This is a genomic window from Polaribacter sp. 2305UL8-11, assembly GCF_058147165.1.
Genome location: NZ_JBYVJW010000007.1, coordinates 164,190 through 189,024, shown reverse-complemented (window position 1 = coordinate 189,024; position 24,835 = coordinate 164,190). Strand labels below are relative to the sequence as shown.

Below are 24,835 nucleotides of genomic sequence, written 5' to 3'. Positions count from 1 at the left end.
AAGTATTTTATTTTGGCACTTTAACTGTTAGACCTATCCAACATTTAATAGTATAATTACTTCCTGGTTGAACCCCTTCTGTAAAAATATCTTTTTTACTAGGCACATTACCTGAATAACTTCTTATATATCTGCTTGCTGCAGAAGATATACTAGGATCTACTCTTTTTGCTCTCTGTGCTTCATTTAATGCAGCTACATATACCATTCTTTTTTCAAAAAGACTAGTACCACATGAGTTTGCACTTGATTGATACATTCTAGCAATTAGTAAATGTGCTTTACCATAATTTGGATCGAAACTTAAAGCTTCTCTAGCCAAACTTCTTGCTTTACTAAACTGACCTCTATCCATAGCAGCTTTTGCAAATTTCAACTTGTATCTAGCCTTTTTTAAAGGATCTGTTTCTAAATCAAATGATTTTTGTCTCATTGCATTTGCTCCAGATTCGTCTCCATTATCTTCTAATACATTTGCTAAAAATGCGTAAGCTTCTGATGATGGTGAAGCTTGAGCAAAAGCCCTTACTAATTTTTCGAATAACGGTTCTTTTTGACAGTCTTTGTTAAACATTCTAGAAACTGCTCTTTTTAACCATTGTGCATTAGATTTATTTTCTTCAAAATCTCTCTCATATAAAGGCACTAACCTTTCACAAGTTGCAATTTCTGTTATGATTCTATCAAATTGACTTTCAATTGTTCCTAAAGATCTAGAATTTGTAGAATAAGCATGGATTAGTTTTTTATTGTTAATGGTATCTTTATTTAACTCTTTAAGCTTTGCTGCATAATCGTCTAATTTTTTATTAACATTCTCTAAAGCATCATCATAAGTATCAAAAACTTTTTGCGGATTTGTATCTTTATTTCTATTAGTAACTCCCTGGAAATAAGAATATAAATTTTTTATACCCATTTTTGTTGGATCTATACTATATCCTTTTTCTAATATTGCGAAAATTTCATCATCAGAAGCCAATTTATTTTTAGCTAAATAAGTTGCATAATCACTATGCACTTTTGCAGGATTATTCTTTGGAAAATATTGCAACCTTTGTTCATAAACTCTTTTAGCTAAAGCAGGGTCTTTTCTAACTTTTTCTGCCAATTTAGATCCAAACTTATAAATATTAACAGATAAATCTTTACAATTGTCCATTAAGTAAATCCAATTTACATAGGCTTCTTCATACTTTTTAGAATTGAAATCTCCCTTAAAAAGATTATACTTTATTGTACATTCTCTATTTGCATCCTGAGCATTTGTTTTTGCTGTAAGCATAAATAGTGCTGCAGCTAATAAAAACGTAAATTTCTTCATTTTTGTTTGTTTTTTTGTTAATCAATCTTTCTTTTAATGAACCAATTATTATCTGTCAAAGATAAACTTAATCTAAAATTAAAATAATTTTCTTTTATTAAATTATTTTGAGTAGTTCCTCTCTTACCAAACTCAAACCCCATATTTATATTGGATAATTGTTTCAATGGTAATCCTAAACCAAAAGATATGCCAAAGTCATTTACAGAAGAAAAATTTGTTGAATTTCCAGAACCATCAATTAATAATCCTGTCTTTTCTACTCTAATCCCTGCCCTATAAGTTACTCTCTGCCAGTAACTTGAAATTGAGTTTATTTTTGGTATATAAAAACCACCTAAAGAAAAACGATTTGATTCACCGTATTTAAATGTTGCGTTAGATATATTGTTTAAGCCAATTGTTTGAAAAGCATCTTGTGTTTCAAACTCTGCTCCTAAATACCATTTATCAAACTTTCCAATACCTGCACCCAAAGTTGTTTTTATTGGTAATTTGTATTTTCCAGAAACAGTATTATTAGACAAAGTATCTCTTGGACTTTCTCCTCCTGTATTATTAAATGTTAGTGTGTACAAATAATCGTTACCAGTAACATCTAAATCATTTCCTAATTTAAATGCAGCTCCTGCATTTATAACTAAATTATTTTTTAACACTTTTTGGTATTGTGTACCCAAAGTAACAGAACCTCCTCTTACATTTAAAATTTCGTTATCTTTTGTTGCTAAAGTAACATTTGCTCTTTGATTTACAATATTATGTTCTACATTACCAAAACTATAATCGGCTTCAATACCTACAGAAACATCTTTAAAAAGTTTAATTCCAAAACTACCATATACTCTATTTACACCTCCATTACCAGAATAAATTGTCAGTTCTGTTGCGTTTCCACTTGTATCAAAGCGTCTGTTGGAAATAGAATAACCAACAGAAGAAATAGGTTGTATACCAAAAGAAAAACCTGCTTTTCGTCCAATAGGAAAAGCCAAAGCTACATAACTTAAACTCGTAGAGTTAGAACTTTGTTTTACATTTCCGTTTTGTATAGTTAAGTCTGTATTAACACCCCCAAAAGCATAAGTAGTATATCTTAAATACGCATAAGCTGCAGGATTGGTAAAATTTAAATATTTATAGTGATTAAAAGCGACTCCTATCCCACCCATACTGTTTTGCTCTACAGTTACTGCGTTAAACTCATCTCCAATACCAAAAAAAGAATAAGGAGAAGAACTTGTTCTTTGAGCTACTAAACTTGCAGAAGTAATCAGTAAAAAAACTACTAAAATATTTCTTATCATTTGTGTTTGTTAAAAATCAATATATTATTTAATCCTTCTAGGAGAAAATTTTGATTGGCAAATATGCTACTTTTTAATTGTTTTGACAAGAAATTTGTGTCTCCTCCTGTTAAAACTACTGTTAAATCTCCAAATTTTTCTTTGTAGTCTTTAATAACACCTTTTATCTCTTTTACAACACCATTTACAACTCCAGAATGGATACTTTCTTTCGTGTTTTTACCGACAAAATTTTCTAACTCTACTTTATCTAAAAGTGGTAAATTAGCTGTAAACTTATGTAACGATTTGTATCTCATCATTATACCTGGAGAAATTGCCCCTCCTAAATATTCGTTTTTATCATTTAAAAAATCGAATGTTATACAAGTACCTGCATCTATAATTAAAACATTTTTATTTTTAAATTGATGAACTGCAGCAGCAACCAATGCAATTCTATCTACCCCTAAAGTTTTTGGCGTTTTGTAAAGGTTTATAAAAGGGATTTTTGTTTTGGATGAAACAACACAAATTTGCATTATATTTTTAATTTTTTGGAGTTTAATTTCTGAAATTGAAGCTACATTTGATATAATTCCTTGAGAATTTGGGAATTTTTTAATTATTTTTTTTAATGATGATATTATTTTTCTCTTTTCAAAGACATGTGTTTCTAATATGGTATCATTCTCAAAAACAGCCACTTTACACCTAGTATTTCCTACATCAATTGCTAAATTCATTCTATTTTTTTATGTCAAGTTCAAATGTACAACAGAATTTTTTAAAATTTATTTAGTAGATATCAAAAAACATATTATATTTGCATCCGCTAAGGCAATGGTACCTTAGCTCAGTTGGTAGAGCAAAGGACTGAAAATCCTTGTGTCCCTGGTTCGATTCCTGGAGGTACCACTTAAAACCCGAACACACGTTCGGGTTTTTTTGTTTTTCTGGGTATTTGTATCTACTTTTACTATTATCAAAAAACCTTTTAATGAAAGACTTTTTCAAGGATTTAAATATAAATTATAGTCCTGCTAACACTAAAAACTGGTTTGGTAGAAAAACAAACTCTAAAGATGATAAATTTTATTGGTATCAAAATATAAATTTTGGCAATTTAAATTCTTTTTCAAATACAGATATTTGCTTGATTGGTTATGCTTGTGAGGAGGGTGTTGATAGAAATTTAGGAAGAATTGGCACTAAAAAAGCACCAAACAAAGTTAGACAACAGTTAGGAAAATTCTCTTTTCATCATTCTAAAAAAGTTTCGGATTTTGGAAACCTATCATGTGTAGATAATAATATGGAGCATTGCCAAAAAGCACTCTCTAAATTCATATCTAAAGCTGTTCTTAACAATACTTTTCCTATTGCTATTGGTGGTGGTCATGATATTGCTTTTGGCAATTTTATGGGTATTAAAAAAGCAGTAGAAAAAAAGCCTAACAAAAAAATTGGTATTATTAATTTTGATGCTCATTTCGACTTAAGGAAGGTTGAAGAAAAGCCTAATTCTGGAACTCCATTTAATCAAATTATTAGCGAACTTAAAAAAGAAAATACGCCCATAGATTATTTCGTAATTGGTATTCAGCCTACTTCAAACACTAAAGAGCTTTTTAAAATTGCAGAAAAAAATAACATTAACTTTATAGAAAGTTATGATTGCGATTTATTTTCTGAAGGTTTAAAGAAAAAATTGAGTAGTTTTATCAATACTGTAGACTATATATACATAACAATAGATATGGATGGCTTTTCCTCTGCATTTGCTCCAGGAGTAAGTGCGCCTTCTGCCATTGGTTTTACTCCTAATTTTGTTTTTAAAACTTTAGATTTTTTATTTTTATCTAAAAAAGTAATTTCTTGTGACATTGCAGAGTTTAATCCGAAATATGATATTGACAGCTGCACTGCAAATTTAACCGCAAAATTAGTTGACTATATTGTATCTAAAATAGATATAGAAAAGAGGATGTCTGAAAAGTTAATTTAGCTGTTATTTTGAGCCTTTCGTCTTCGATCAAGACAGGCTTAGTCGAAAAATCTATGTAATTGATTTTGAATACATAAGATTTCTCCATTACAGTCGAAATGACAAATTTTAACACTTTTCAGACAACCTCTTTAATTTTTATTTCATTTTATGAAGATTAGAAACCTCTAAAGTTGTTAACTCTCTCCATCTTCCTCTTGGTAGGTTTTTCTTAGTTAGCTCTGCAAAAATTACTCGATCTAACTTATTTACTTTATACCCAACATGTTCAAATATTTTACGAACAATTCTGTTTCTACCAGAATGAATTTCTATACCAATCTCTGTTTTTGGTTCGCCATTTACGTAAGAAACTGCATCTATAAACACTTTTCTACCTTCAATTATTACCTCTCCTCTTAATTTTTCTAAATCTCTTAAATCTAATTTCCTATCAAGAGAGGCATGATATAATTTACGAACATTGTGTTTTGGATGCGTTAACTTTTTAGCTAAATCTCCATCATTTGTAAACAACAACAAACCTGTTGTATTTCTGTCTAATCTACCTACAGGATAAATTCTTTCTTTTGATGCATTTGCCACTAACTCCATAACCGTTTTTCTACCTCTATCATCATCCATTGTAGTAATGTAGTTTTTAGGCTTATTTAACAAAATGTATCTTTTTTGTTCTGGAGTAATTGATGTTCCATCAAAACGCACAATATCATCTGGTTGCACTTTGTAACCCATTTCTGTTACTAATTTTCCATTTACTTCTACACTACCATGTTCTATGTAAGTATCAGCTTCTCTTCTAGAACAAATTCCAGAATTAGCAATATATTTATTTAAACGGATTCCTGATGATTCATCCGATTTTTTATTGGATGTAATTTTTTTGTATTCCTTTTTTACAGGTTTTCTGCTTAAAGGTTTTGCAGATTTTCTACTTAGAGGAGTATTTTTTTTTCCTTCTTGTCGTCCTCGCGACGAGTTTTTATTTGATTTCATTACTTAAAATTTTTGCAAAAATAAGTATAATAAAGTTTAATTCAATCGGTCTATTACTTTTTCTACAATTAGAGATGTATCAATAAAAACCAAAGACAAAACACCAACTAAAAGTAGTATTTTTAAAATGTTATGCATTTTTATATATTGACTTCTTTCTGTTGATTTCCAAAGATAAAATCCTAAAAAAATTAAGACAATTGTAGAAAAATAAAAATAGTATCTCATATAGCTTAACGCATCATAACTAAACAAAATAACTACTGGAAAAAGAGTTAAAATGAGTAAAAAAATAGAAAGTTGCTTGGTTTTTTTCTCACCATAAACAATAGGAAAAGTATCGTAATTATTTACAATTGCTCCTTTCATATTTTCTAAATCTTTTATCAACTCTCTTACCATTATTACTAAAAACAAGAAAATTGCATGTACAAAAATTATTTTTGAGAAATTTTTAAAATAAATAAATATGGCAAAAAAAGGAAGAATTGTTAAAACTGTAGCAGAAATTAAACCTGTTAATGGGTATTTTTTAAGTTTATGAGAATAAAACCATATTGCAAAAATATACACCGCAAAAAACAAACCTGCTCTCCAAGAAATAGTCCATCCAAAGAGAAATCCTATAAAGTTTAGAGTAAAATATAGTTTTAGTTTTGTAGATTGTTTTACGTAATTATCTAGGCCAGATTTTACAGGTCTATTAATTCTATCTACCTTAACATCATAAAAATTATTTATAATATACCCAGATGCTACTACACATATAGATGCTAAAACAATAAAGAGCAAATCAACATCAAAAATAATATTTCTTAGTGTTTTTTTTGTGGGAGAAAAAATAAAAATTGCTGCCAAATATTGCGCAATTACTAACACAAGAATGTTGTATCCTCTAATAACAGAGATAAGGCTAAGAAATTTAAAAGCGATTCTTTTTATCTTAAAACTAAGCATCAGTTAGAATCTATACACCAATTCTAACTTATAGTTTTCTAAGCTTTTTTGAGCCTTTTCATAATCTTCTGTAAACCCTAAAATATAGCCTCCACCACCAGAACCACAAAGTTTTAAGTAATAATCGTTGGTTTTAATTCCGTTTTCCCAGACTTTATGAAAAGCAGAAGGAATCATTGGTTTAAAGTTCTTTAAAACTATTTTAGACAATGATTTTACATTACCAAATAAAGATTTAACGTTACCATGTAAAAAATCTTCTATACAAGCATCTGTAGTAGTTGCAAATTCTTCGCTAATCATTTTTCTAAACCCTTCATTTTTCATCTTATTCATAAAGATGTTAACCATTGGTTCAGTTTCTCCTATTTGTTGTGAATCTAACAAAAAGACAGCTCCTTTACCTTCTTTTTGCGATGGTATTCCTGCAGGCTCTATATTCTCTTTAGAGTTGATTAAAATAGGTAAACTTAAATAACTATTTAATGGATCTAATCCTGAACTTTTACCATGGAAAAAGGATTCCATCAAAGAAAAAATTTCTTTAAGCTTTAATAGCTTTTCTCTTGTTAAGCTTTCTAAAACAGTAATTTTATCAGTTGCATATTTATCATATATAGAAGCAACTAAAGCACCAGAACTACCAACTCCATAACCTTGAGGTATAGAAGAATCAAAGTACATTCCATTTTCTATATCACTCTTAAATTCTTTTAAATTAAAAGAAACCAAGTCTGACTGTAAATTGGATAAATATGTATAAAATTTAACTAAATTTTGATTTGAAAGCTTAGCTTTTCCTGATAATTTTGATGAAGTTTTTAAAGCACCTCTATAGGCATTAAACGGAATTGCTAATCCTTTAGAATCTTTGATAATTCCGTATTCTCCAAAAAGAAGAATTTTAGCATAAAAAAGCGGTCCTTTCATTTTTATTAAATATTATGGCAAAAATACAAAATTAAATGTTAAAAAAATCATATTAAATATTCTTGTAAAATATCTTCCAGACGCCTACTTTTTCTCCTTCTTTGTATTTGCCTCTTTCTTTTATTTTGCCGTTTTTATAAAATGTTTTCCAGATTCCATCCTTAAGATCATCCTTATATTTACCAATCGTTTTTAATTCGCCACTATCATAAAACTCTTCAAACTTACCCTCTTTTTTAAAATTGATGATTGATAGTTTTCTAAAAACGGTGCCATCTTTAAAAAATAGACTTGCTTTTTTTCCTTTTAACTCACCTACTCTGTAATAGGAAGCCTTGGACTTAGTAACTACTTTTAAATCTGCATCTAACCAAACTCTCTCTTGGGCATTTATTGCTGTAGAAACAAAGGTTATTATAAGAAAAAAAAATAAAAATTTAAGCTTCATAAACGTTAGCTAGTTAAGGAGTTTTGCGCCTAAACCTGCATAATCACAAATATACTGATTTTTCTGACAGTGTTCTGCTAACTCGTTCTTAATAAACAGATTTACAGCCTCTTTCTCATTTTCTGGATACAGTACATGCACGTTTGCACCTGCATCTAAAGTAAAACAAATATTGCTATTATTTTTGTTTCTGTAGTTCCAAATTTTATGAATTACCTCTAAAGTATTTGGTTTCATTAAAATAAAATATGGATTGCTTGTTAGCATCATAGCATGTAGCGTTAATGCTTCACTTTCTACTAAATTGATAAACTGTTTTACATTTCCTTCTTGAAGTATTGTAGCCATTTTTGCCAAATTATTATTGGCTTGTTTAAAACGATTTTCTGCATAAGGATGTTGGTGCATTAAGTTATGACCAACTGTACTTGAAACTTGTTTTTCGCCTTTATCTACAAGCAAAATAGCATCTTGATAGTTGTTAAAAACTGGATGTACTTTGTAAGGAAATTTTACACCAAACAAATCTGAACTTCCTTTAATTTCTGAATGTTTACCCCAAACAACTAATGGGCCTTCTACACTCCTACTTGCACTTCCAGAACCTAATCTTGCTAAAAAAGAAGCTTTTTTATTGATAAACTCTTGTGATAAATCTTTGCTTAATTCAGCTTCTAAACTCATTAAACACATTGCAATTGCACTTAAACCACTTGCTGAAGAAGCAATTCCACTTGAATGTGGGAAAGAATTTTCTGAATGAATTATCATTTTGTAATCAAAAATATAAGGGCAATACTCTTGAACTCTTTTAAAAAACTCTGCTATTTTAGGTTTGAATTCTTCTTTTTGCTTCCCCTCAAAAAACAAATCAAAATCTACATTGTCTGAGTTTATTTTTTTATCAAAATTGATAGTAGTAATGGTATGACAATTTTTTAAGGTAAAACTAATAGAGGCATTTTTAGGGATTTGCGGATTGCTTTTACCCCAGTATTTTACTAAAGCAATATTGCTTGGGGTTTGCCAAGTATAAGTTGCTTTTTCTACTGAATTTGAATTTGACTTTGGAATAAATTTTTCTACTCTCAACATTTAAAAATTTGCATCAAAGATAAAACTATTTCTACTAAAAATTCGCCAACTTTTTTAGCAGATTTTCTTTGTAAGTTCTGCTTATAGGCAATGCTTTTTTGTTTATTTCTATAAATTCGTTTGTGTAAGAACTAATTTTATTTTTATTAATGATGTAAGACCTATGAATTCTAAAAAAATGTTGTGTTGGTAATTTTGTTTCTATATTACTTATAGTTTCTCTGGTAACTATTGTAGAGTTGGGTAAATATATTTTTATATAATCTGATAAACTTTCTACATACAGAATTTCATCAAAAGAAATTTTTACCATTTTTCTTTCTGAACGCACAAAAATAAATTGATTTTTCTCTAATTTTTCTTCTTCTTCTTTGAATGAATTAATTTTTGAAGAACTGGTTTCAAAAAATTTGTTTACAGCTTGTAAAAAACGATCAAAAGCAATGGGTTTTAACAGGTAATCTACTGCTTGTAAATCGAAACCATCTATGGCATATTCTCTATATGCAGTTGTAAAGATTATTTTGGAGTTTTTATGTAGTGATTTTGCTAAAGACAAACCAGAAATGTCTGGCATATTTATATCTAAAAAAAATAAATCTATTGTATGTGTATTTGCTATTTGCAAGGCTTCCATCGCATTTTTACAACTTTTTACAAGATGTAAATTAGTTATTTTTGCTACAAAAGATTCCAATATTTCTCTAGCAACAATTTCATCATCTACGATTACACAATTTATTTTTGTCATGTTTATAGGTCTATTTTTAACACTATTTTAAAAAAATTATTTTCATTAGAAATAGTGAGTTCATGTTGGTTGGGGTACAACATCGTTAATCTCTTTTTTATATTTTCTAAACCAATTCCTGGCTGTATTTCATCCTCAAGAAAAAAAGAATTTTGAACTGTAAACTGCAAATGATTCTTATTTGTTTTTAAGTGAATATCTACCTTTAAAACATCTTCTACTATTTTACCATGTTTAAAACTGTTTTCTACAAACGGAATTAACAACATAGGTGCAATTTGCATGGTATTATTTGTGTTCTCTTTTGTAAACGTAACTTTTAAAGTGTCGTTAAAACGCATTTTTTCTAAGGCAATATAATCTTCTAAATGGTTTATTTCTTCTTCTACATTTACTTTAGGTTTATTTATTTGATATAAAATATAATCTAATAAATTAGATAGTTTTAAAATCATTTCTGGAGCTTCATCAGATTTTTTTAATGCAAAACCATAAATGGTATTTAAAGCATTAAACAGAAAATGTGGATGAATTTGCATTTTTAAAAACTTTAGCTCTTGTTCTTTAAGCCTTAGTTGAGTTTGCAAAAACTTATTTTCTATCGTTTTCTTTTCTTCTAAAGATTGGTAACTGTATTTTAAAATTTTTAATCCGCTTGCCAATACAATAATTAGTAAAACGCAAATTAAAATTACAGAGGGGTTTTTAATTAAAGCTGGCATTTGCTGAAATTCTAAATTAAAGAAAAACACAAACCCAAAAGCAACCGTCATTAAAACTGCTGCAGTTACAAAAACTGCAGTATAGATTGCATATAGAGCAAATTTTGAATGCTTTTTTAAAAGTAAATAGTTGGGTATTAAATCATACACAAAAATATAAGAAGCTACAATTGAAATAAAGCTTAATAGTGATGAAAACCAAGATAAAAAACTCTTATTAGAACTACCTACACTAAAAAAAATGTAAAAGAAAAACCATACTAAAAACCAAAATAGAAAATGGAGAACACCTTTTTTTAAAAGGAAAATGAATTTCTTTTGCATGTTGCAAAATAAAAAATTACAGGAGTAATTTAGAATAAATAGAGATGAAATACCAATTTTAGTATCTAAAAAACAAAAAAACAATCTTTTTATATAAAACAAAGTCCTTTTTGCAGAAAGCATTACAAAACTGTTATTTCATCGCAAATAAAATTATTGCAGCTTCAATAAAAATATATTTGAGTTCAATTTAAAATATAATACTATGCAATTAATTAACGAAGGAGGTCCTTTTTTTATGGTTACACTTCTTATTCTTTTACTTATTACTTTATTTCTAATTATAAAAGGCTTTAGAAACAATACCACAAAAAACAGAGAACTTCTTAAAGCAATCAGCTTATTTGCTTTGGTATTTGGAGTTCTTGGATTTATTTTGGGTATTATAAATAGTTTAGATGCTATTTCTAATGCCAATGAAATTTCACAAGGAATTTTGGCTGGAGGACTTAAATTAGGTTTATTAGCTCCTGGAGTAGGTTCATTAGTTTTTTTAATTGGCAGACTAGGTGTTATTGTTCTAATCTGGATGAAAAAAGAGTTATAGATGAGATTTTTTGAAGTTATTATATTTATAATCTCTGTTCTTTTATTAATATATCCTTCTTTTCATAAAAAAAGAATCGCTAAAAAAATTGAGTTATTGATAATTTTTAGCACGCTTGCAATTCATTTTATTCTTGAAGGTTACAGATGGCAAATGCTTCCTTTATATAGTTTACTTTTTATCATTGCTTTTAGTATATATAAAGAATATTCATTTTTAAAAGGAAATTGGTTTTTTAAAATTTTTAAAATAATTTCTCTATTTATTTTGCTTTCAATTGGCTTTGTACTACCCAATGCTTTGCCAATTTTTAAACTACCAAAACCTACTGGAAATTTTAAAGTTGGCTCACAATACATACACTTAAAAACTGATAGAGCAGAAACAATAACGGAAATACCTAATGATAAAAGAGAATTAATGATAAAGGCTTGGTATCCTGCAACTATTAAAGATGAACAAACAGAATCGTATTTAAATGATGGAGATAGAATTAGTTTTGCTGCAAAATATGGGGTGCCTAAAACAACTTTTAACTATTTAAATTACATTAAAACCAACACTTACAAAGGTGCAGAATTGGTAAATAAAAAATTTCCTGTTTTAATATTTTCTCACGGTTCTTACTCTAAAGCATCTGGTTATTATGCTATTATAGAACAAATTGTAAGTCAAGGGTATATTGTTTTAAATATAAACCATACTTATGAGAGTACTGGAACTATGTTTCCTGATGGTAGTTTACAATTATATCATCAAGAATATGATAAGAAATATATAAGCACTCAAAAAATGGCAGAAATGGCTTGGAAAAGTCAGCAAGATTTCAACAATGCAAAAGATGATGCTTCACAACTCTTAGTATCAGAAAAAATTCTGAAAAATTACATAGCTGCAGATATAACTACAAGATGGTCTAAAGATATTGTATCTGTAATTGATGAGTTGCAAAATTGGAATAAAAACTCCTTTTTAGCCGAGCATTTAGATACAGATAAAATTGGCGTTTTTGGCCATTCACAAGGAGGAGCTGCAGTTGGTCAATCTCTTTTAGATGATAAAAGAATTACTGCTGGAATAAATATTGATGGCGCTCAATGGGGAAAAATGATTGATACTACTTTAACAAAACCTTTTCTTTTGATTTCTTCAGATTGGAAACCACCTCATCCAAACTTTAATAAATATGCTTTCAGAAATGGAAGTACTACAGATTTTTACAAGGCTAAAATTACAAACTCTGGACACTCTAATTTTATGGATATTCCTTTAATGATAAACATTCCTCAACTAAATGAAACAGGTAATATAAATACTAAAGAAGCCTATAAAATAACATCAGAAGTAGTGGTTTCATTTTTTGATATCTATTTAAAAAATAAGAAAAATACTCTCATAGAAACCTCTAAAAAAAACACATTATTAAAAATAAAAAAAATAAATGATGATTAAAAAAATAGTTACAATTATTCTTAGCACAATCTTTTTATATAGTTGCTCTGCAAACTTAACCTTAGATGAACAATTAAAGGAATATGAGAAAGAACAAAAAGCAATGGGCACTGTTTCAATTTTTAAAGATGGCAAAGAAATTTACAATAATTCTTTTGGTTTTGCCAATTTAGAAACTCAAAAAAAAGCAAATAGCGACACTAAATATTGGATTGGCTCAATTACAAAAACTTATACAGCAACTGTAATTCTTAAACTTGTAGACGAAAAAAAACTGACTTTAAACACAAAACTAAGCACTTTTTTTCCAGATATAACTAACGCAGAAAATATTACAATAGCACAACTTTTAAGACATAGAAGTGGACTTTATAACATTACCAAAAGTCCAAATTTTGAAAGTTGGATTGCAACTCCAAGAAGTAGAGCAGAAATGATTTCTAAATTAAAAGAATTTGCACCCGAATTTAATCCTGGAGCAAAAACTTCGTATTCAAACTCCAACTTTATAATACTCTCTTACATTGCAGAATTAATTGAAAATAAAACGTTTAAAGAAATATTATCAGAATTTATTTTTGATAAAATTAATGCAAAAAGAACCTCATTTGCAGATACTTTAAATTTAACTAAAAATGAAGCCATGGATTATTTTCCTGAAAATGAAAAATGGTCTCCCATTACTTACCATACAAATTTAATAGGAACTATGGGTGCAGGAGGCATTATATCTACAGCAAAAGAAATTAATCTATTTTACCATCATTTATTTTCAGGAAAACTTCTTAGCAAGTCAGCTTTAAAAGAAATGACAACACCTATAAACGAAATGGGAATGGGAATTAGTGTTTCTAAATTTAAAGGAATTACCACTTATGGACATGATGGAAGAATAGATGGTTTTAGATCTATTGCTGCTTATGCTCCAGAGAAAAACTTAGCTATAGCACTTACTTTTAATGCCTCTAAGGTTTCTATGTCTAAAACTTTAATGCAAATTTTTGAAGCCTACCAATTTACTTTTGAGAAAGACTAAAAAAATTAATTTTTCTTATTTATGAAATGGGTATTTTTGTATACGAATGAAAACCAGAAAAGTATTTTTATTATTAAATGGACAACCTCCAGAAAAGCTCCCAAATTTTTCTAAATATGATATAATTTGTGCTACAGATGGTGCCTACAATTATTTAAAAAAGCAAAATATAATTCCGCATTTTATTGCTGGTGATTTTGATTCTCTAAAAAATATCCCAAAAGATATTGAAGTAATTCAAACACCAAATCAAGACTTTACAGATTTTGATAAAATACTACAAATTCTTTTTGATAAGGGGTTTAAAATAATTGATGTTTATGGTGCAAGTGGACAAGAACAAGACCATTTCTTAGGAAATTTACATACAGCCATACAATGGAAAAATAAATTAAAACTCACTTTTTTTGATGATTACAGTCATTACTTTTTAAGTGATAAAAGCATAACACTAAAAAACTGCAAAAACAAAATTGTTTCTTTAATTCCATTCCCTAAAGCAGAAAAAATCTTTACAAAAGGATTGCAATATTCTTTACATAAAGAAAATTTAACTTTTGGAAAACGAATTGGCACCAGAAATAAAGCCATAGAAAATAATGTTGAAATCAATTTTGAAAGTGGAGATTTATTTGTTTTTATTCATCATTAAAAACTGAAAACTTTTAAAAATAAAAAATGTCTAGAAAAATAAAACTATTATGGGATTTTAGAGGTCCAGATGCTGCAGCAACTGCAAAACATCATACCATTCATTTAAAAGAATTTGCAATATTAGAGAAGTTAGATTTTTTTGAAATTGATATTCAAGAAAAAAACGAAATGCTGTGTTCTGCATACATAACTGTTGATGAAAAAGACATGAAAATTTACAGAGATGCCTTAAAACCACAAAGAGGAGAAATTGCTTAAAATGAACTTAAAATCAATTAAAAAAATTGACAAAGAAGCTTTAAGAGATGCTCTTAGGTTGGCGATACAATCTGCTTTAGCAGGTGCAATTTGTTATTATTTAATGGTTTTACTAAAAATCCCAGAACGTTTTGTTGGAGTTTTATCTGCAGTTTTGGTAATTGAAACGAGTATAGGTAATACATTTCAGCAAGCAAAAGGAAGACTTTTATCAACTTTAGTGGGTGCCATTATTGGTTTTATTTTTGTGGCTTTAATTCCTTGGGAGTTAGGTGTAGTACTATCACTTTTATTATCCTTATTTATTATTAACGGAATTGCAAGTTACAGACCAGAATGGAGATATGGTGTTGTTGCTGCTGTTGCTTTGGCATTGGCTTCAGAGGGCAATGCTTTTGATTTGGTTTTAAGCAGGTTATATTCTATTGGATTTGGTGTTGCTGTAGGTATTCTTATTTCTATAATTATTTGGCCTAAAACCGCAGATAGTAGAGCTTTGCATTTTATTAGAAAAGCATTAAGAAATACTTGTGATCGTTTTCAGATTGAGTTTGAAAATACCAGAGATAATGAAAATAAAAACACAGCTAAAATAAATGATAATTTTAGTACCAACCTAAATCAAGCTAAAAAGAACACAAACTCTATTGCTTTTAGTGATAAACAAAAGTTACAAGATTTAATTAAAAATACAGAGCGTTTATTCAACTCTATTACTATTATTCAAAGAGTTGCAGATAAATCTGATGTAAATGTTTCTGATGGAGAAGCTGGTATTGAAAAAAACTCAGAAAAAGTAACTGAAAAAGCTTGTGACATTATTAAAAAATTTGCTTCTAAAGAAAGTGTAAATCAAAAAGAAATAGATGATTTTTCTGAGTTGATAGAAACTACAAAAAAGAACATTCAAATTAATACAGACAACAAAGATTTAAACATTCTAAGAAATACGTTTATGTTTGGTTTAAGTGAAATTAAAGATAGTTTGGAAAAACTTTTTGAAAATTTTAATACAAAATAGTTTGCTTTGGTTCTAAACTTTTAAAAATATAACTTCGCTAACTCATCATAAAGTGAATTAAAACTCACTTTATTATTAGAGTTGTACACAATTATGAAAAATAGAACTTCCTTAATAATTTTTACATTTATCATATTAATTGGTTGCAAAAAAGATTTCATTAGAGAGTTTCCCAAAAATGAATTAGAAAAATTTGGGAAAAATCAATTGCAAACATTTGATTTAGATACATTAGTTTCTCTTGAAATAAATGGAAAAAACGGAACAAAAATATTTTATAATAGAGAAGATTTTCAAGTTTCAAAAAAGGAGAAAGTATCATTAAACCTTAATGAATTTTATAACTTTGAAGATCTTATTTACAATAATGTTAATACAATTACGAGTGATGGGAAATTATTAGAAAGTTCTGGAGTAATTTTTATAGAATTTAAAGTTGGAAACCAAAGAATTGTATTGAAAGAAAATAAATTTCTAAAAATTGAGTTTCCTGAAAACAAATTAAAAGGAAATAATATTTTTTCAGCGAAAGTTGATACTTTAGGTCAATTTGAATGGGATATTTTAGACGAGAGAAAAGCTATTATTCATAAAAAAGATGTTCTTCATAATGCTGGAGGAGGAATTACAGTTGTAGAAAATATAGTAGATACTATAGGTTATTTTCCAGGAAAATATTACAAAATTGACAGTACTGCTAACTCAATAATGACGAATAATTTAAGTTGGATTAATATTGATAAATTTGTAGAAAATACATCATCATTAGATTTTAAAATAAATTTGAATAATGTAAATATCGATTTAATTAATTCTTACGTAGTTTATAAAAACCTGAATTCCTTTATTTCAAATTTTCACAGAAAAGACAGCATACATTTGAATAATATTCCTTTTATAAAAAATAATACATTTTTAATAATTGTAGGATTTAAAAATGATTATTTATTTGCTGATAAAATTGAATTAAATGAACAAGAAAGTTATGAAGTTAATTTAAAGAAAACTACAGAAACTGAATTGAAGGAAATACTAAAACAAAATTAACTGTGTACAACACCATATATAATTTATTGCTCGCTTTTTGCCTACTTGCAAAAATCCGCAAGGACTTTCTTTGTCAGTAATTATTTACTAAATTAGGTGCTTAAACCACGTAACGAAATCATACACAAACACGTTAGTGAAAACAAAAAAAATCACTTCCATTTTATTCCACAACCCACACTTGGTTTTTGGGTTTCTAAAACAGGTTTATTTTCCAACAAGTGTTTTAATGCTTTGCGTATATCTTTACCATCTAAAGGTTTTCCATTACCAGGTCTAGAATCATCTAATTGCCCATGATAAACTGCTAATAAATTTTCATCAAAAACATAAAAATCTGGAGTACAAGCAGCTTCATAATTCTTAGCTACTTCTTGGGTTTCATCAAATAAATACGGAAAAGGATAATTCAATTTTTCTGCAACTTGTTTCATAAATTTTGGGGCATCTTGTGGGTAATTTTCTATTTCATTACTACTAATAGCTATAAAATTAATTCCTTTTTCTTGAAACTCATTTGCCATTTTTACCAATTCTGCATTCACATGAATTACAAAAGGACAATGATTACAAATAAACATAACAACAGTTCCTTTTTTGCCTATTAAATCGTTTAGCGAATAAAATGTATCATCTATTGTATTTATTAAATTAAAATCTGGAGCTTTTGTTCCTATTTTAAATTCGTTTGACTCTGTTAATGCCATAAGTATGTTTTTTAGTTTTTGTTGTTGGTTTTAGTCTGTTATTTCAAAATGAGCTTTTATAAGCGATTTAGGAATTTCAGAAATTTTTTGTTTTTGAGATTCATCCTCATTCTTAATTCGGAATGACATATAAACTCAAATTATTAAGATACTACAACATTTTTTGTTGTTTTTTATAGAAAGAATCGGCTTGTAATTTCATTAAATCTCGAGCCATTTTTTGTTTGTAGTTATACAATTCTTCCTCTTCTGTAATATCATTATACACTTTTTTGTTGATGTTGATGTCTGCTTTTAGCATTTCTTCTCTTTGCTGAACTTGTTGTTGTACCCAAGTTTTTACAGCGGTTTCATTATCTTCTAATTTAAAATCATATTCGCCTTTTGGTGAAATTAGTTTTGCAAAAATAGGTGACGTTTCTATAGCTAAAAACAATAGAAAAATAAAAAATGATGGCAACCAAGGTAATTTACCAAGTGCATTTATTCTTGCCATTAATCCATCAAAATTAGCAATAATGGGTTGTGTTTTAATTTCAGATTTTTTTTGATTGTTTTGCAAATCTACAATCGCTAATTCTTTTGCTTGTATTTTTTCTGCATTATCTTTTTTCAGTTGATTCAATTCAGCCAAAGCAGCATCGTGTTTTTCTCTTTTTTCTTTGTAAACAGGTCCTTTTCCTAACAATTTTGTTCCTTTTCTACCTTCAGCTTCTGCAATGTAAGTTTCATATAAAGCATTGGTTGCTGCTTCTTTTGTGTCTATTTCTGCTTTTAAAGCTGTTATTTCTAAATTTATTTTTACAATTTCTGGTATAAATTGTTGTGCTATTTGGGTTTTATTATCCAATGTCATTTGGTTTTTTTCAGTCAATAAAACTTGATTGATTTCTTTCTCAAACAATTTTAACTCTAAAGGTTTAGAAATTACAATGGCAATAATTACAGCCAATAAAATTCTAGGTGATGCTTGCAGAAATTCTTTCCATTTAGAATCCGATTTTTTAATGGTAGAAACTATAAACCTGTCAAGATTAAAAATTAACAAGCCCCAAACCAATCCAAAGAAAATTGCAGCATACAAATTATCGAAAACAGTATAAAGAGCATAGCTTCCTGCAATGGTTGCCATAATTGCTGTAAAAAAAACGGTGGCTCCAATGCCAACATATTTATTTTGTTCTCCATTAGAACAATCTTCAATTAAATTTTTATCAACTCCAGAACAGATAAGAAAGAAATTTTTAAGCATTTAAGAATTATTTTAGCCACTTCAAAAAAAATAAATTAGAAAAGAGATTTCTCGATACAATTTTTTCGTAAACTCAAAAATCACTCGAAATGACAAGTTATGCTAATACAACGCTTTAAATTTGAAATTGTTACATAAAAAGAAACTTCGACAAGCTCAGTTTGACAATCATAAAATTTATTGATCTTTAGAATGTCAGTCTGAGCTTGTCGAAGACTATTGTTCAACTTTAAAAAATTAATCTTTAATAGGTGTTTTAGAAATCCAAACTTTGTAATCGCTGTTGTTTGTGCTTTCTGAATGGATACTTAATTTTCTATTCTTTTTCAGCATTTCAATTGCTTTGTCAGAACTTATTGGTTCTTTTTCAAAGTAGAATTTTGCTCCTTTTTTAGCCATTTTTATCACTTGGTCTAAATGATTTCTTGGTGGTGGAGGTGCAAAATCATTTCCGGTTCTCTTTTTCCAATCTTTATGTGCAGCTTTTGCTTTTAAAATTTCTGCTTTTGTTGCGTTTGGAGCTGGTGGTGGAGGTGGAATTAACAATTTATCTTCTGCTGTTAAATCATTCTTTAACTTATAAAAAACTTTGTTGTTTTTCATCAATTTTAAGTAAGGGTCATGAGGATGAACTGGTCTTTCTGCCTTTTTTTTGTCTTCTTTAGATAATTTAAAATATAAAGTTCCTAATAATGAATACTGCTCTTTTAAACCTTTCTGCCTTTTTTTAGAACTTTTTATAAAATGAGGTTTTAAGTTTCTTTTTGCTTCATATAACTTGTTTATTTTGTTATATTTTTTTAAAGATTTTGAGGCATCTAAATACTCATTTTTTAAAACATTAAGATTTTTTAATTTAATATCACTAATACTTTGTTTAGATGAATTGTTAGATGGAATTGGAGAATCATTATATTCTGTAGGCTTCTCTTTAATTTCTTCAATTTTATACTCTTTCTCTAAATAGTCGTTAAATTTTTGCACCCTTTTTTTATTCTGAGCTTTAAAATATTTTATGGTCTCTAAACTTGCTTGATTTTCTTGAGGAAAACGTTTACTTCTTGCATTTTTATAAACATGGCTATTAGAGTATCTTACAAAATCTGTGTGTTTGTAATTGTTTAAAACTTCATTTTTTACAACTTTACCATCAATCCAAATAGCGTATTTCTTTTCATTTTTTAAATCTTCAAATTGTTTTTTTGTTGGTGGCTTTTTCTTAAATGTTAATGGTGGAGTAAAAAATTTTATTTTTTGTTTTTCTTCTTTACTCATCTTACTATAACGTTTTGAAACCTTTTTTCCATTCTTGTCTTTGTAAGTTATAAAAGAATCTTTATGAACATATTCTTTATAAGCTTCTGTATCCTCTATTTTCTTTTGTTTAGATGGTTCTTGCTCATAAATAGTTTCAATTTTTTCCTGCGCCTCAACTCTTTCTGCAAAGAGGAGTACAAATCCGGCTAAAAGCGGAATTACCGCCAGTTTTTTTAACCAAATTTTTGTGTGTGAACTTTGTGTTGTCATCATTAATAATCTTTTTTTAGTAAGTGAATAATTCAAATTACTGGCCAAGTAATATTCGTTGTTCCAAGCAGCTTTATTCAATAATAAATGCTGATATTGGAAAGTGTTTTTATGTTGATTGATAACGGTTTCATCCGCTAAAAACTCATGGTTTAATTGAACCGCTTTTTTTAGAAATATGAACAAAGGATTTATCCAAAATACAATTTGAATCAACTCTATAAATAAAACATCTAAAGTGTGTTTTTGGGTTACATGTGTTAATTCGTGAGTAAATAATTCTTCTTCAATTTTCCCTTTGTTATAATCGTCTTTATTAATAAAGATGTAAGACCAAAAAGTGTGGGGCAAAATTTTATCATCTACTAAAACCAAAGTTGCTTTTTCATGTTTTGTTTTTTTACTGAATCTTATTTTTTTAAAAATTTTAAATAAATTTTTTCCAAATCTGATTAATAATATCGATGAAATTAGCAAGTAAAATCCTATAGCGTAGTTTGTGTAATTGATAGATTCTTTAATAAGAATTGGAGCAGATTCTTCAACAACAAAAGGTTGTTCAATATTTTTAATTGTGGCAACTGTTACTGGAACTGGAGCTATAGTTAGTGTCGCAAACGGAATTAATAAAGAAACTAAAACCCCAATTAATAAATAAAAACGATTGAAAGAATGCATTTTTTCTTTTTCCAATATAAAATGATAGAAAAACAGCAATAATGCCAAACAACTTACAGATTTTAAAATATAGGTTATCATTTTTGTTGTTTTTTAATTTGACTGTCTATTATTTTTTTCAATTCTTCTAACTCTTGGGTAGATAAATTGGTTTCTTTTGTAAAAAAAGAAGCAAACTGGCTTGCAGAATCATTAAAAAAATTTTTAATCAAACCATTTACATGTTTTGAGAAATAGTCTGTTTTTTTTATCAACGGAAAATACTCTCTCGATTTTCCATACAGTTTATAATCTACAAAACCTTTATCAGAAATTCTTTTTAATAAAGTAGCAACTGTTGTTGTTGCAGGCTTTGGTTCAGGAAAATCTTTTAATAAATCTTTTAAAAATGCTTTTTTACGTTTCCATAAATATTGCATTAATTGTTCTTCAGTTTTAGATAATTGCATAAGAATTTATTTTTTACTCTACAAACATAGAATAAAAAAATCAATTCTACAAATGTAGAGTTAAAAATTTATTCATCTTTAGTATCTTAGCACTCAAAAAAATCATTTTTCATGAAAAAATTAGTATACCTATTTGTTATCTGCTTGTTTTTTTCTTGTGCTAAAAAAATATTTAGCGAAAAATGGATAAAAAAAGAAGCTCCAAAAGAGTTTAATGCACGTTTTGAAACGACACAAGGTAACTTTGATATTTATGCCAAAAGAGCTTGGTCTCCAGCAGGTGTAGATAGATTGCACGCTTTAATAAAACACGGTTTTTATAACAACACTCCAGTTTTTAGAGTTGTGCCAAAATTTGTGGCACAGTTTGGAATTCATAACGATTCTATCATTAACAAAGCATGGAATAATTTCGGAATTAAAGATGAACCTATACTTAAAAAAAATGATTCTATGACCATTGCTTTTGCAAGAGGAGGAAAGAAAACCAGAACCACTCAAATTTTTATCAATTTAAAAAATAATCATCGTTTGGACACTTTAACATATTCAGGCGTAAAAGGTTTTCCAGTGATTGCAAAAGTTACTAACGGATTTGAAAATGTGCTAAAATTCTATCATAAATATGGAGATAAACTGGGTAGAAGGCAAGATTCCATCAATAAATACGGTCACAATTTTATTAAAAGAAAGTATCCAGAAATAGATTTTATAACAAAAGCCTATATTTTAAAATAGATTTTTTTGGGCGTTTTAACGGGCTTTACGTTACAATCTTTTGAGCAAAAAAGCCCAAAAGGATTTCCACTTCAATCCCTAACGCAGCTTTTAGCATTTTTAAAATTAATAGTAACAAAAAAATAATTTGTTTGTATGAAAAACCAGTACTTTTTTAGTGTTTTACTTATACTATTTGTAAACATACAAATTGTGATATCTCAACAAAAATTTGAAAGAGAATATAGAATTAAAGAAAAAGAGGTGCCCAAAACAGCATCACACATCATAAAAATGTGGGATTTTAAAAAGAAAGTAAAATGGTATGCAGAAGAAAGTAATGATGGTAAAACTTTTGAAGCAAAAGTGTGTTATAACAACCACAAATACAGTATAGAGTTTTCTGAAAAAGGTGAGATTCTGGATGTAGAAAAAACAGTAAAATTAAAAGAACTGCCCAAAGAAATTCAACAAAATATTACTACTTCATTAAAAAAAAGATTTTTAAAGTATAAAATTAAAAAGGTTCAGGTACAATACAAAGGTGCTGAAAGCGAAATGTATACATCTGTTTTTAAATTAAAAACACATCATCAAAAAATAATACCCAATTACGAAATTGTGGTAAAGGGTAAAACTAAAACTGGGTATAATAACTACGAGGTTTTAATGAATGCAAAAGGTACTATTTTTAAAGAATTGCAATTTTCTTCCAGCAATTCTATTAATCTTGAGTTTTAAATGAGAACTTTTTTTATTATTTTTTTAGGATTATTTTTATATACAAACACGTTTTGTCAGTCTGATGTAGATTTGGGGTTTCTCCCAAAAGTTGTACTATCAAAAAAACTATCAGACAAAACAAAATGGGTAAACAGTCTAGAAACCAGAAGAATAATTTACGATGAAGATTTTATGTTTGCACATAGTTTAGTAGATATCTCTTCTATCTATTCCATAAAAATTGCTGGAAATCAATCTTTAAATTTTGGATATATTTTACGTTTTCGAGGTTCAGAAACCATACACAGAACATTGCAGCATTACAATTTTGTAGATAAATTTTCTTCGTTAAAAATAGGACATAGGTTTGCTTTTGAGCAATTTTATCAATCTAAAAAAAGAACCACCTATAGAACACGTTATAGATTAAGTGTAGAAAAACCGTTAAATGGAGAACGTGTAGATGTTAAAGAATTTTACTTAAAAATTGGTAACGAATACCTGTATGATTTTTCTGATTTAGAAGTTAGACTTACACCTTATCTTGGTTATCAAGCATCAGAAAAGGACAAAATTGAAATAGGTTTAGATTATCGATTAAGTGAGTTTATTTCTAAAAATCCATCAGAAGGTACACTTTGGTTTAGAGCAACTTGGTATATTTCTATTTAGTTGTTGTAAGGGGTTTCATTAATCCAGTTAAAGCCTCTATTTTGAAGTAAAAAATCATCAACAGGTTTTAATGTTGCCTTAACAAATACAGAATCTTTTTCTATAACTCCAAAAATTTCGAGGTTTTTATCTTTTAATGTGTACTGTAAAGTGTCTAGTTCTTTTGCTCTATATAAACCAAAAGCTATTTTCTTTTGTACTGTATCAACAATAAATTTATATGCTCTTTGCTTATCATTAAACTTTCTAACAGAGGCGTATTTGGCTCTATCTACAGCAATATATTGCCAACGTTCTCTAAAATTAGTTTCAGAAATTACCTTATTTTTTCCTGTTTTGTATTCAGAAACTTCCCAAATACCAAATAATGGAGCTTTAGGATTTAAGTACGTTCTTTGATATCTAGGATAACTGGTTAATACAAAAAAACCAATCACTATTGGTAATAGTACGCTTTTTACAATAATTATAATTTGTCTATCTCCTTTTTTTAACTGTGGATAAATAACATACTCTCCAATATTTTTATTAAATAATAAAACTCCAAAAACACGTTTTGCATCTGCCATTAAAAGCACAATACCCATTAAGAATAGATGAAATGAAAATATTTTAACAGGAATGTCAAAACATAAATTCATCATAAAAACATTTAGCATCACTACAATAGTGGCTATAGCACCAAAAGTTTGAGTTCTTCTAGAAACTAGCAAAATACCAGCAATTACTTCTGCTAAACCTGCAAAAACACTATATGTTTTAGAAAACCCCATAAAAGTCCATGCCAAACCCATAGGCGTTTTTTCTCCTAAAGATTTAAGTAAACCTGCATTAGATACAGGTTGCATTTGCAAATGAAATATTTTAATAATACCATAGGTAAGCATAAAGAAAATTAAAACAAAACGAATTGCAACCAAAAAACCATATTGTATTTGATTATAAGAGGCTCTTTTTCTATCGATAAAAGACCAAATAACACTACCAATTGTAGATAGGCATAAAAATAAAAAGAGCGTTAAATATGCATAAGTTGTATCTCCACTTCCTCTACCATTAGAAGAAAAATCATAAGTAATATTAAAAAACGTTCTACCTAACCATTTTGTTATTGGCTCCCATAAACCACCTGTAAAAATGGATAAAATATAGAACGTAAAATAAAGAAATATAAATTTAAAAATTACTTTCTCTATTGCAGACCAATAAGTTTTATATTCTCTGGTTAGCTTCATTTTTGGTTGATTTTAAAAA

26 protein-coding genes and 1 tRNA gene are annotated in these 24,835 nt (G+C 28.0%); 12 read left to right on the top strand and 15 right to left on the bottom strand.

What is annotated here, in order from left to right; translation table 11 throughout:
• Positions 1–7 precede the first annotated feature (7 nt).
• From ACY2RW_RS08635 to ACY2RW_RS08625, 3 genes are read right to left on the bottom strand one after another with little or no spacing between them, the layout of a single operon-like run.
• On the bottom strand, positions 8–1,324 hold the full coding sequence (locus ACY2RW_RS08635) for a hypothetical protein (RefSeq protein ID WP_490122316.1): 1,317 nt from the start codon (positions 1,322–1,324) through the stop codon (positions 8–10).
• Between the two features lie 17 nt (positions 1,325–1,341).
• Entirely contained in the window at positions 1,342–2,631 is a 1,290-nt protein-coding gene (bamG, locus tag ACY2RW_RS08630; RefSeq protein WP_490122315.1) for a BamG family beta-barrel-assembly machinery protein, read from the bottom strand.
• The gene (locus ACY2RW_RS08625; protein WP_490122314.1) at positions 2,628–3,356 is read right to left on the bottom strand and encodes a type III pantothenate kinase; all 729 of its coding nucleotides are present in this window, start codon (positions 3,354–3,356) and stop codon (positions 2,628–2,630) included. The genes bamG and ACY2RW_RS08625 overlap by 4 nt, the downstream gene beginning before the upstream one ends.
• Before the next feature lie 99 nt (positions 3,357–3,455).
• On the opposite strand from ACY2RW_RS08625, the gene ACY2RW_RS08620 reads away from it, so the two are divergent.
• Both ACY2RW_RS08620 and hutG read left to right on the top strand, forming a co-directional pair.
• Positions 3,456–3,528, top strand: a tRNA-Phe gene (locus ACY2RW_RS08620).
• Positions 3,529–3,610: 82 nt separating this feature from the next.
• Positions 3,611–4,618, top strand: coding sequence for a formimidoylglutamase (gene hutG, locus ACY2RW_RS08615; RefSeq protein WP_490122313.1), 1,008 nt, complete (start codon positions 3,611–3,613; stop codon positions 4,616–4,618).
• A 138-nt stretch (positions 4,619–4,756) separates the two neighbouring features.
• Here the strand turns inward: hutG and ACY2RW_RS08610 are convergent, their stop codons facing one another.
• From ACY2RW_RS08610 to ACY2RW_RS08580, 7 genes are read right to left on the bottom strand one after another with little or no spacing between them, the layout of a single operon-like run.
• A complete protein-coding gene (locus tag ACY2RW_RS08610) occupies positions 4,757–5,614 on the bottom strand; it encodes a pseudouridine synthase (protein WP_490122312.1) in 858 nt (285 codons plus the stop codon).
• 36 nt (positions 5,615–5,650) lie between these two features.
• On the bottom strand, positions 5,651–6,571 hold the full coding sequence (locus ACY2RW_RS08605) for a geranylgeranylglycerol-phosphate geranylgeranyltransferase (RefSeq protein WP_490122311.1): 921 nt from the start codon (positions 6,569–6,571) through the stop codon (positions 5,651–5,653).
• Between the two features lie 3 nt (positions 6,572–6,574).
• The gene (locus ACY2RW_RS08600; RefSeq protein WP_490122310.1) at positions 6,575–7,501 is read right to left on the bottom strand and encodes a mevalonate kinase family protein; all 927 of its coding nucleotides are present in this window, start codon (positions 7,499–7,501) and stop codon (positions 6,575–6,577) included.
• 52 nt (positions 7,502–7,553) lie between these two features.
• Positions 7,554–7,949 carry a toxin-antitoxin system YwqK family antitoxin gene (locus ACY2RW_RS08595; protein ID WP_490122309.1) on the bottom strand — a complete coding sequence of 132 codons (396 nt, stop codon included), beginning with the start codon at positions 7,947–7,949 and terminating at the stop codon, positions 7,554–7,556.
• A gap of 9 nt (positions 7,950–7,958) precedes the next feature.
• Positions 7,959–9,044: a diphosphomevalonate decarboxylase gene (locus tag ACY2RW_RS08590; RefSeq protein ID WP_490122308.1), complete on the bottom strand. Its 1,086-nt coding sequence runs from the start codon at positions 9,042–9,044 to the stop codon at positions 7,959–7,961.
• A gap of 34 nt (positions 9,045–9,078) precedes the next feature.
• Positions 9,079–9,795 carry a LytR/AlgR family response regulator transcription factor gene (locus ACY2RW_RS08585; protein ID WP_490122307.1) on the bottom strand — a complete coding sequence of 239 codons (717 nt, stop codon included), beginning with the start codon at positions 9,793–9,795 and terminating at the stop codon, positions 9,079–9,081.
• Positions 9,796–9,797: 2 nt separating this feature from the next.
• Complete coding sequence (locus tag ACY2RW_RS08580) at positions 9,798–10,841, bottom strand: sensor histidine kinase (RefSeq protein WP_490122306.1); 1,044 nt, start codon at positions 10,839–10,841, stop codon at positions 9,798–9,800.
• Positions 10,842–11,046: 205 nt separating this feature from the next.
• On the opposite strand from ACY2RW_RS08580, the gene ACY2RW_RS08575 reads away from it, so the two are divergent.
• The 7 genes from ACY2RW_RS08575 (at position 11,047) to ACY2RW_RS08545 (ending at position 16,856) form a co-directional block, all read left to right on the top strand.
• Positions 11,047–11,388, top strand: a complete 342-nt coding sequence (locus tag ACY2RW_RS08575) for a MotA/TolQ/ExbB proton channel family protein (RefSeq protein ID WP_490122305.1) — start codon at positions 11,047–11,049, stop codon at positions 11,386–11,388.
• A gap of 96 nt (positions 11,389–11,484) precedes the next feature.
• Positions 11,485–12,840, top strand: coding sequence for an alpha/beta hydrolase family protein (locus tag ACY2RW_RS08570; RefSeq protein WP_490122304.1), 1,356 nt, complete (start codon positions 11,485–11,487; stop codon positions 12,838–12,840).
• A complete protein-coding gene (locus ACY2RW_RS08565; RefSeq protein ID WP_490122303.1) occupies positions 12,830–13,876 on the top strand; it encodes a serine hydrolase domain-containing protein in 1,047 nt (348 codons plus the stop codon). The genes ACY2RW_RS08570 and ACY2RW_RS08565 overlap by 11 nt, the downstream gene beginning before the upstream one ends.
• A gap of 46 nt (positions 13,877–13,922) precedes the next feature.
• Positions 13,923–14,528, top strand: a complete 606-nt coding sequence (locus tag ACY2RW_RS08560; RefSeq protein ID WP_490122302.1) for a thiamine diphosphokinase — start codon at positions 13,923–13,925, stop codon at positions 14,526–14,528.
• Between the two features lie 26 nt (positions 14,529–14,554).
• Positions 14,555–14,788 (top strand): hypothetical protein, encoded by a 234-nt coding sequence (locus ACY2RW_RS08555; RefSeq protein ID WP_490122301.1) that lies wholly within the window; start codon positions 14,555–14,557, stop codon positions 14,786–14,788.
• A 1-nt stretch (position 14,789) separates the two neighbouring features.
• Entirely contained in the window at positions 14,790–15,809 is a 1,020-nt protein-coding gene (locus ACY2RW_RS08550; RefSeq protein WP_490122300.1) for an FUSC family protein, read from the top strand.
• 93 nt (positions 15,810–15,902) lie between these two features.
• Entirely contained in the window at positions 15,903–16,856 is a 954-nt protein-coding gene (locus ACY2RW_RS08545) for a hypothetical protein (protein WP_490122299.1), read from the top strand.
• Positions 16,857–17,008: 152 nt separating this feature from the next.
• Here ACY2RW_RS08545 and ACY2RW_RS08540 read toward each other — a convergent pair whose 3' ends face one another.
• The 4 genes from ACY2RW_RS08540 to ACY2RW_RS08525 form a co-directional block, all read right to left on the bottom strand.
• The gene (locus ACY2RW_RS08540; RefSeq protein WP_490122298.1) at positions 17,009–17,563 is read right to left on the bottom strand and encodes a thioredoxin family protein; all 555 of its coding nucleotides are present in this window, start codon (positions 17,561–17,563) and stop codon (positions 17,009–17,011) included.
• A gap of 151 nt (positions 17,564–17,714) precedes the next feature.
• Complete coding sequence (locus ACY2RW_RS08535) at positions 17,715–18,815, bottom strand: DUF4407 domain-containing protein (RefSeq protein WP_490122297.1); 1,101 nt, start codon at positions 18,813–18,815, stop codon at positions 17,715–17,717.
• Between the two features lie 237 nt (positions 18,816–19,052).
• A complete protein-coding gene (locus ACY2RW_RS08530; protein ID WP_490122296.1) occupies positions 19,053–21,101 on the bottom strand; it encodes a M56 family metallopeptidase in 2,049 nt (682 codons plus the stop codon).
• Complete coding sequence (locus ACY2RW_RS08525; RefSeq protein ID WP_490122295.1) at positions 21,098–21,469, bottom strand: BlaI/MecI/CopY family transcriptional regulator; 372 nt, start codon at positions 21,467–21,469, stop codon at positions 21,098–21,100. Before ACY2RW_RS08525 ends, ACY2RW_RS08530 begins: the two co-directional genes overlap by 4 nt.
• 111 nt (positions 21,470–21,580) lie before the next feature.
• On the opposite strand from ACY2RW_RS08525, the gene ACY2RW_RS08520 reads away from it, so the two are divergent.
• The 3 genes from ACY2RW_RS08520 (at position 21,581) to ACY2RW_RS08510 (ending at position 23,581) form a co-directional block, all read left to right on the top strand.
• Positions 21,581–22,207, top strand: coding sequence for a peptidylprolyl isomerase (locus tag ACY2RW_RS08520; protein WP_490122294.1), 627 nt, complete (start codon positions 21,581–21,583; stop codon positions 22,205–22,207).
• A gap of 192 nt (positions 22,208–22,399) precedes the next feature.
• Positions 22,400–22,927, top strand: a complete 528-nt coding sequence (locus ACY2RW_RS08515; protein WP_490122293.1) for a hypothetical protein — start codon at positions 22,400–22,402, stop codon at positions 22,925–22,927.
• Positions 22,928–23,581, top strand: coding sequence for a DUF2490 domain-containing protein (locus ACY2RW_RS08510; protein WP_490122292.1), 654 nt, complete (start codon positions 22,928–22,930; stop codon positions 23,579–23,581). It begins immediately after the preceding gene.
• Here the strand turns inward: ACY2RW_RS08510 and ACY2RW_RS08505 are convergent.
• Complete coding sequence (locus ACY2RW_RS08505; RefSeq protein WP_490122291.1) at positions 23,578–24,816, bottom strand: DoxX family protein; 1,239 nt, start codon at positions 24,814–24,816, stop codon at positions 23,578–23,580. The two genes, ACY2RW_RS08510 and ACY2RW_RS08505, sit on opposite strands and share 4 nt — an antisense overlap.
• Positions 24,817–24,835: the final 19 nt, after the last annotated feature.

Bases quoted from the DNA above. Each gene is read 5' to 3' on its own strand.
- ACY2RW_RS08535 (WP_490122297.1), bottom strand. From the start codon at position 18,815: ATGCTTAAAAATTTCTTTCTTATCTGTTCTGGAGTTGATAAAAATTTA.
- ACY2RW_RS08580 (WP_490122306.1), bottom strand. From the start codon at position 10,841: ATGCAAAAGAAATTCATTTTCCTTTTAAAAAAAGGTGTTCTCCATTTT.
- bamG (WP_490122315.1), bottom strand. From the start codon at position 2,631: ATGATAAGAAATATTTTAGTAGTTTTTTTACTGATTACTTCTGCAAGT.
- ACY2RW_RS08590 (WP_490122308.1), bottom strand. From the start codon at position 9,044: ATGTTGAGAGTAGAAAAATTTATTCCAAAGTCAAATTCAAATTCAGTA.
- ACY2RW_RS08605 (WP_490122311.1), bottom strand. From the start codon at position 6,571: ATGCTTAGTTTTAAGATAAAAAGAATCGCTTTTAAATTTCTTAGCCTT.
- ACY2RW_RS08565 (WP_490122303.1), top strand. From the start codon at position 12,830: ATGATGATTAAAAAAATAGTTACAATTATTCTTAGCACAATCTTTTTA.
- ACY2RW_RS08595 (WP_490122309.1), bottom strand. From the start codon at position 7,949: ATGAAGCTTAAATTTTTATTTTTTTTTCTTATAATAACCTTTGTTTCT.
- ACY2RW_RS08635 (WP_490122316.1), bottom strand. From the start codon at position 1,324: ATGAAGAAATTTACGTTTTTATTAGCTGCAGCACTATTTATGCTTACA.
- ACY2RW_RS08510 (WP_490122292.1), top strand. From the start codon at position 22,928: ATGAGAACTTTTTTTATTATTTTTTTAGGATTATTTTTATATACAAAC.
- hutG (WP_490122313.1), top strand. From the start codon at position 3,611: ATGAAAGACTTTTTCAAGGATTTAAATATAAATTATAGTCCTGCTAAC.
- ACY2RW_RS08530 (WP_490122296.1), bottom strand. From the start codon at position 21,101: ATGATAACCTATATTTTAAAATCTGTAAGTTGTTTGGCATTATTGCTG.
- ACY2RW_RS08560 (WP_490122302.1), top strand. From the start codon at position 13,923: ATGAAAACCAGAAAAGTATTTTTATTATTAAATGGACAACCTCCAGAA.
- ACY2RW_RS08545 (WP_490122299.1), top strand. From the start codon at position 15,903: ATGAAAAATAGAACTTCCTTAATAATTTTTACATTTATCATATTAATT.
- ACY2RW_RS08540 (WP_490122298.1), bottom strand. From the start codon at position 17,563: ATGGCATTAACAGAGTCAAACGAATTTAAAATAGGAACAAAAGCTCCA.
- ACY2RW_RS08505 (WP_490122291.1), bottom strand. From the start codon at position 24,816: ATGAAGCTAACCAGAGAATATAAAACTTATTGGTCTGCAATAGAGAAA.
- ACY2RW_RS08600 (WP_490122310.1), bottom strand. From the start codon at position 7,501: ATGAAAGGACCGCTTTTTTATGCTAAAATTCTTCTTTTTGGAGAATAC.
- ACY2RW_RS08520 (WP_490122294.1), top strand. From the start codon at position 21,581: ATGAAAAAATTAGTATACCTATTTGTTATCTGCTTGTTTTTTTCTTGT.
- ACY2RW_RS08625 (WP_490122314.1), bottom strand. From the start codon at position 3,356: ATGAATTTAGCAATTGATGTAGGAAATACTAGGTGTAAAGTGGCTGTT.
- ACY2RW_RS08550 (WP_490122300.1), top strand. From the start codon at position 14,790: ATGAACTTAAAATCAATTAAAAAAATTGACAAAGAAGCTTTAAGAGAT.
- ACY2RW_RS08525 (WP_490122295.1), bottom strand. From the start codon at position 21,469: ATGCAATTATCTAAAACTGAAGAACAATTAATGCAATATTTATGGAAA.
- ACY2RW_RS08555 (WP_490122301.1), top strand. From the start codon at position 14,555: ATGTCTAGAAAAATAAAACTATTATGGGATTTTAGAGGTCCAGATGCT.
- ACY2RW_RS08585 (WP_490122307.1), bottom strand. From the start codon at position 9,795: ATGACAAAAATAAATTGTGTAATCGTAGATGATGAAATTGTTGCTAGA.
- ACY2RW_RS08575 (WP_490122305.1), top strand. From the start codon at position 11,047: ATGCAATTAATTAACGAAGGAGGTCCTTTTTTTATGGTTACACTTCTT.
- ACY2RW_RS08610 (WP_490122312.1), bottom strand. From the start codon at position 5,614: ATGAAATCAAATAAAAACTCGTCGCGAGGACGACAAGAAGGAAAAAAA.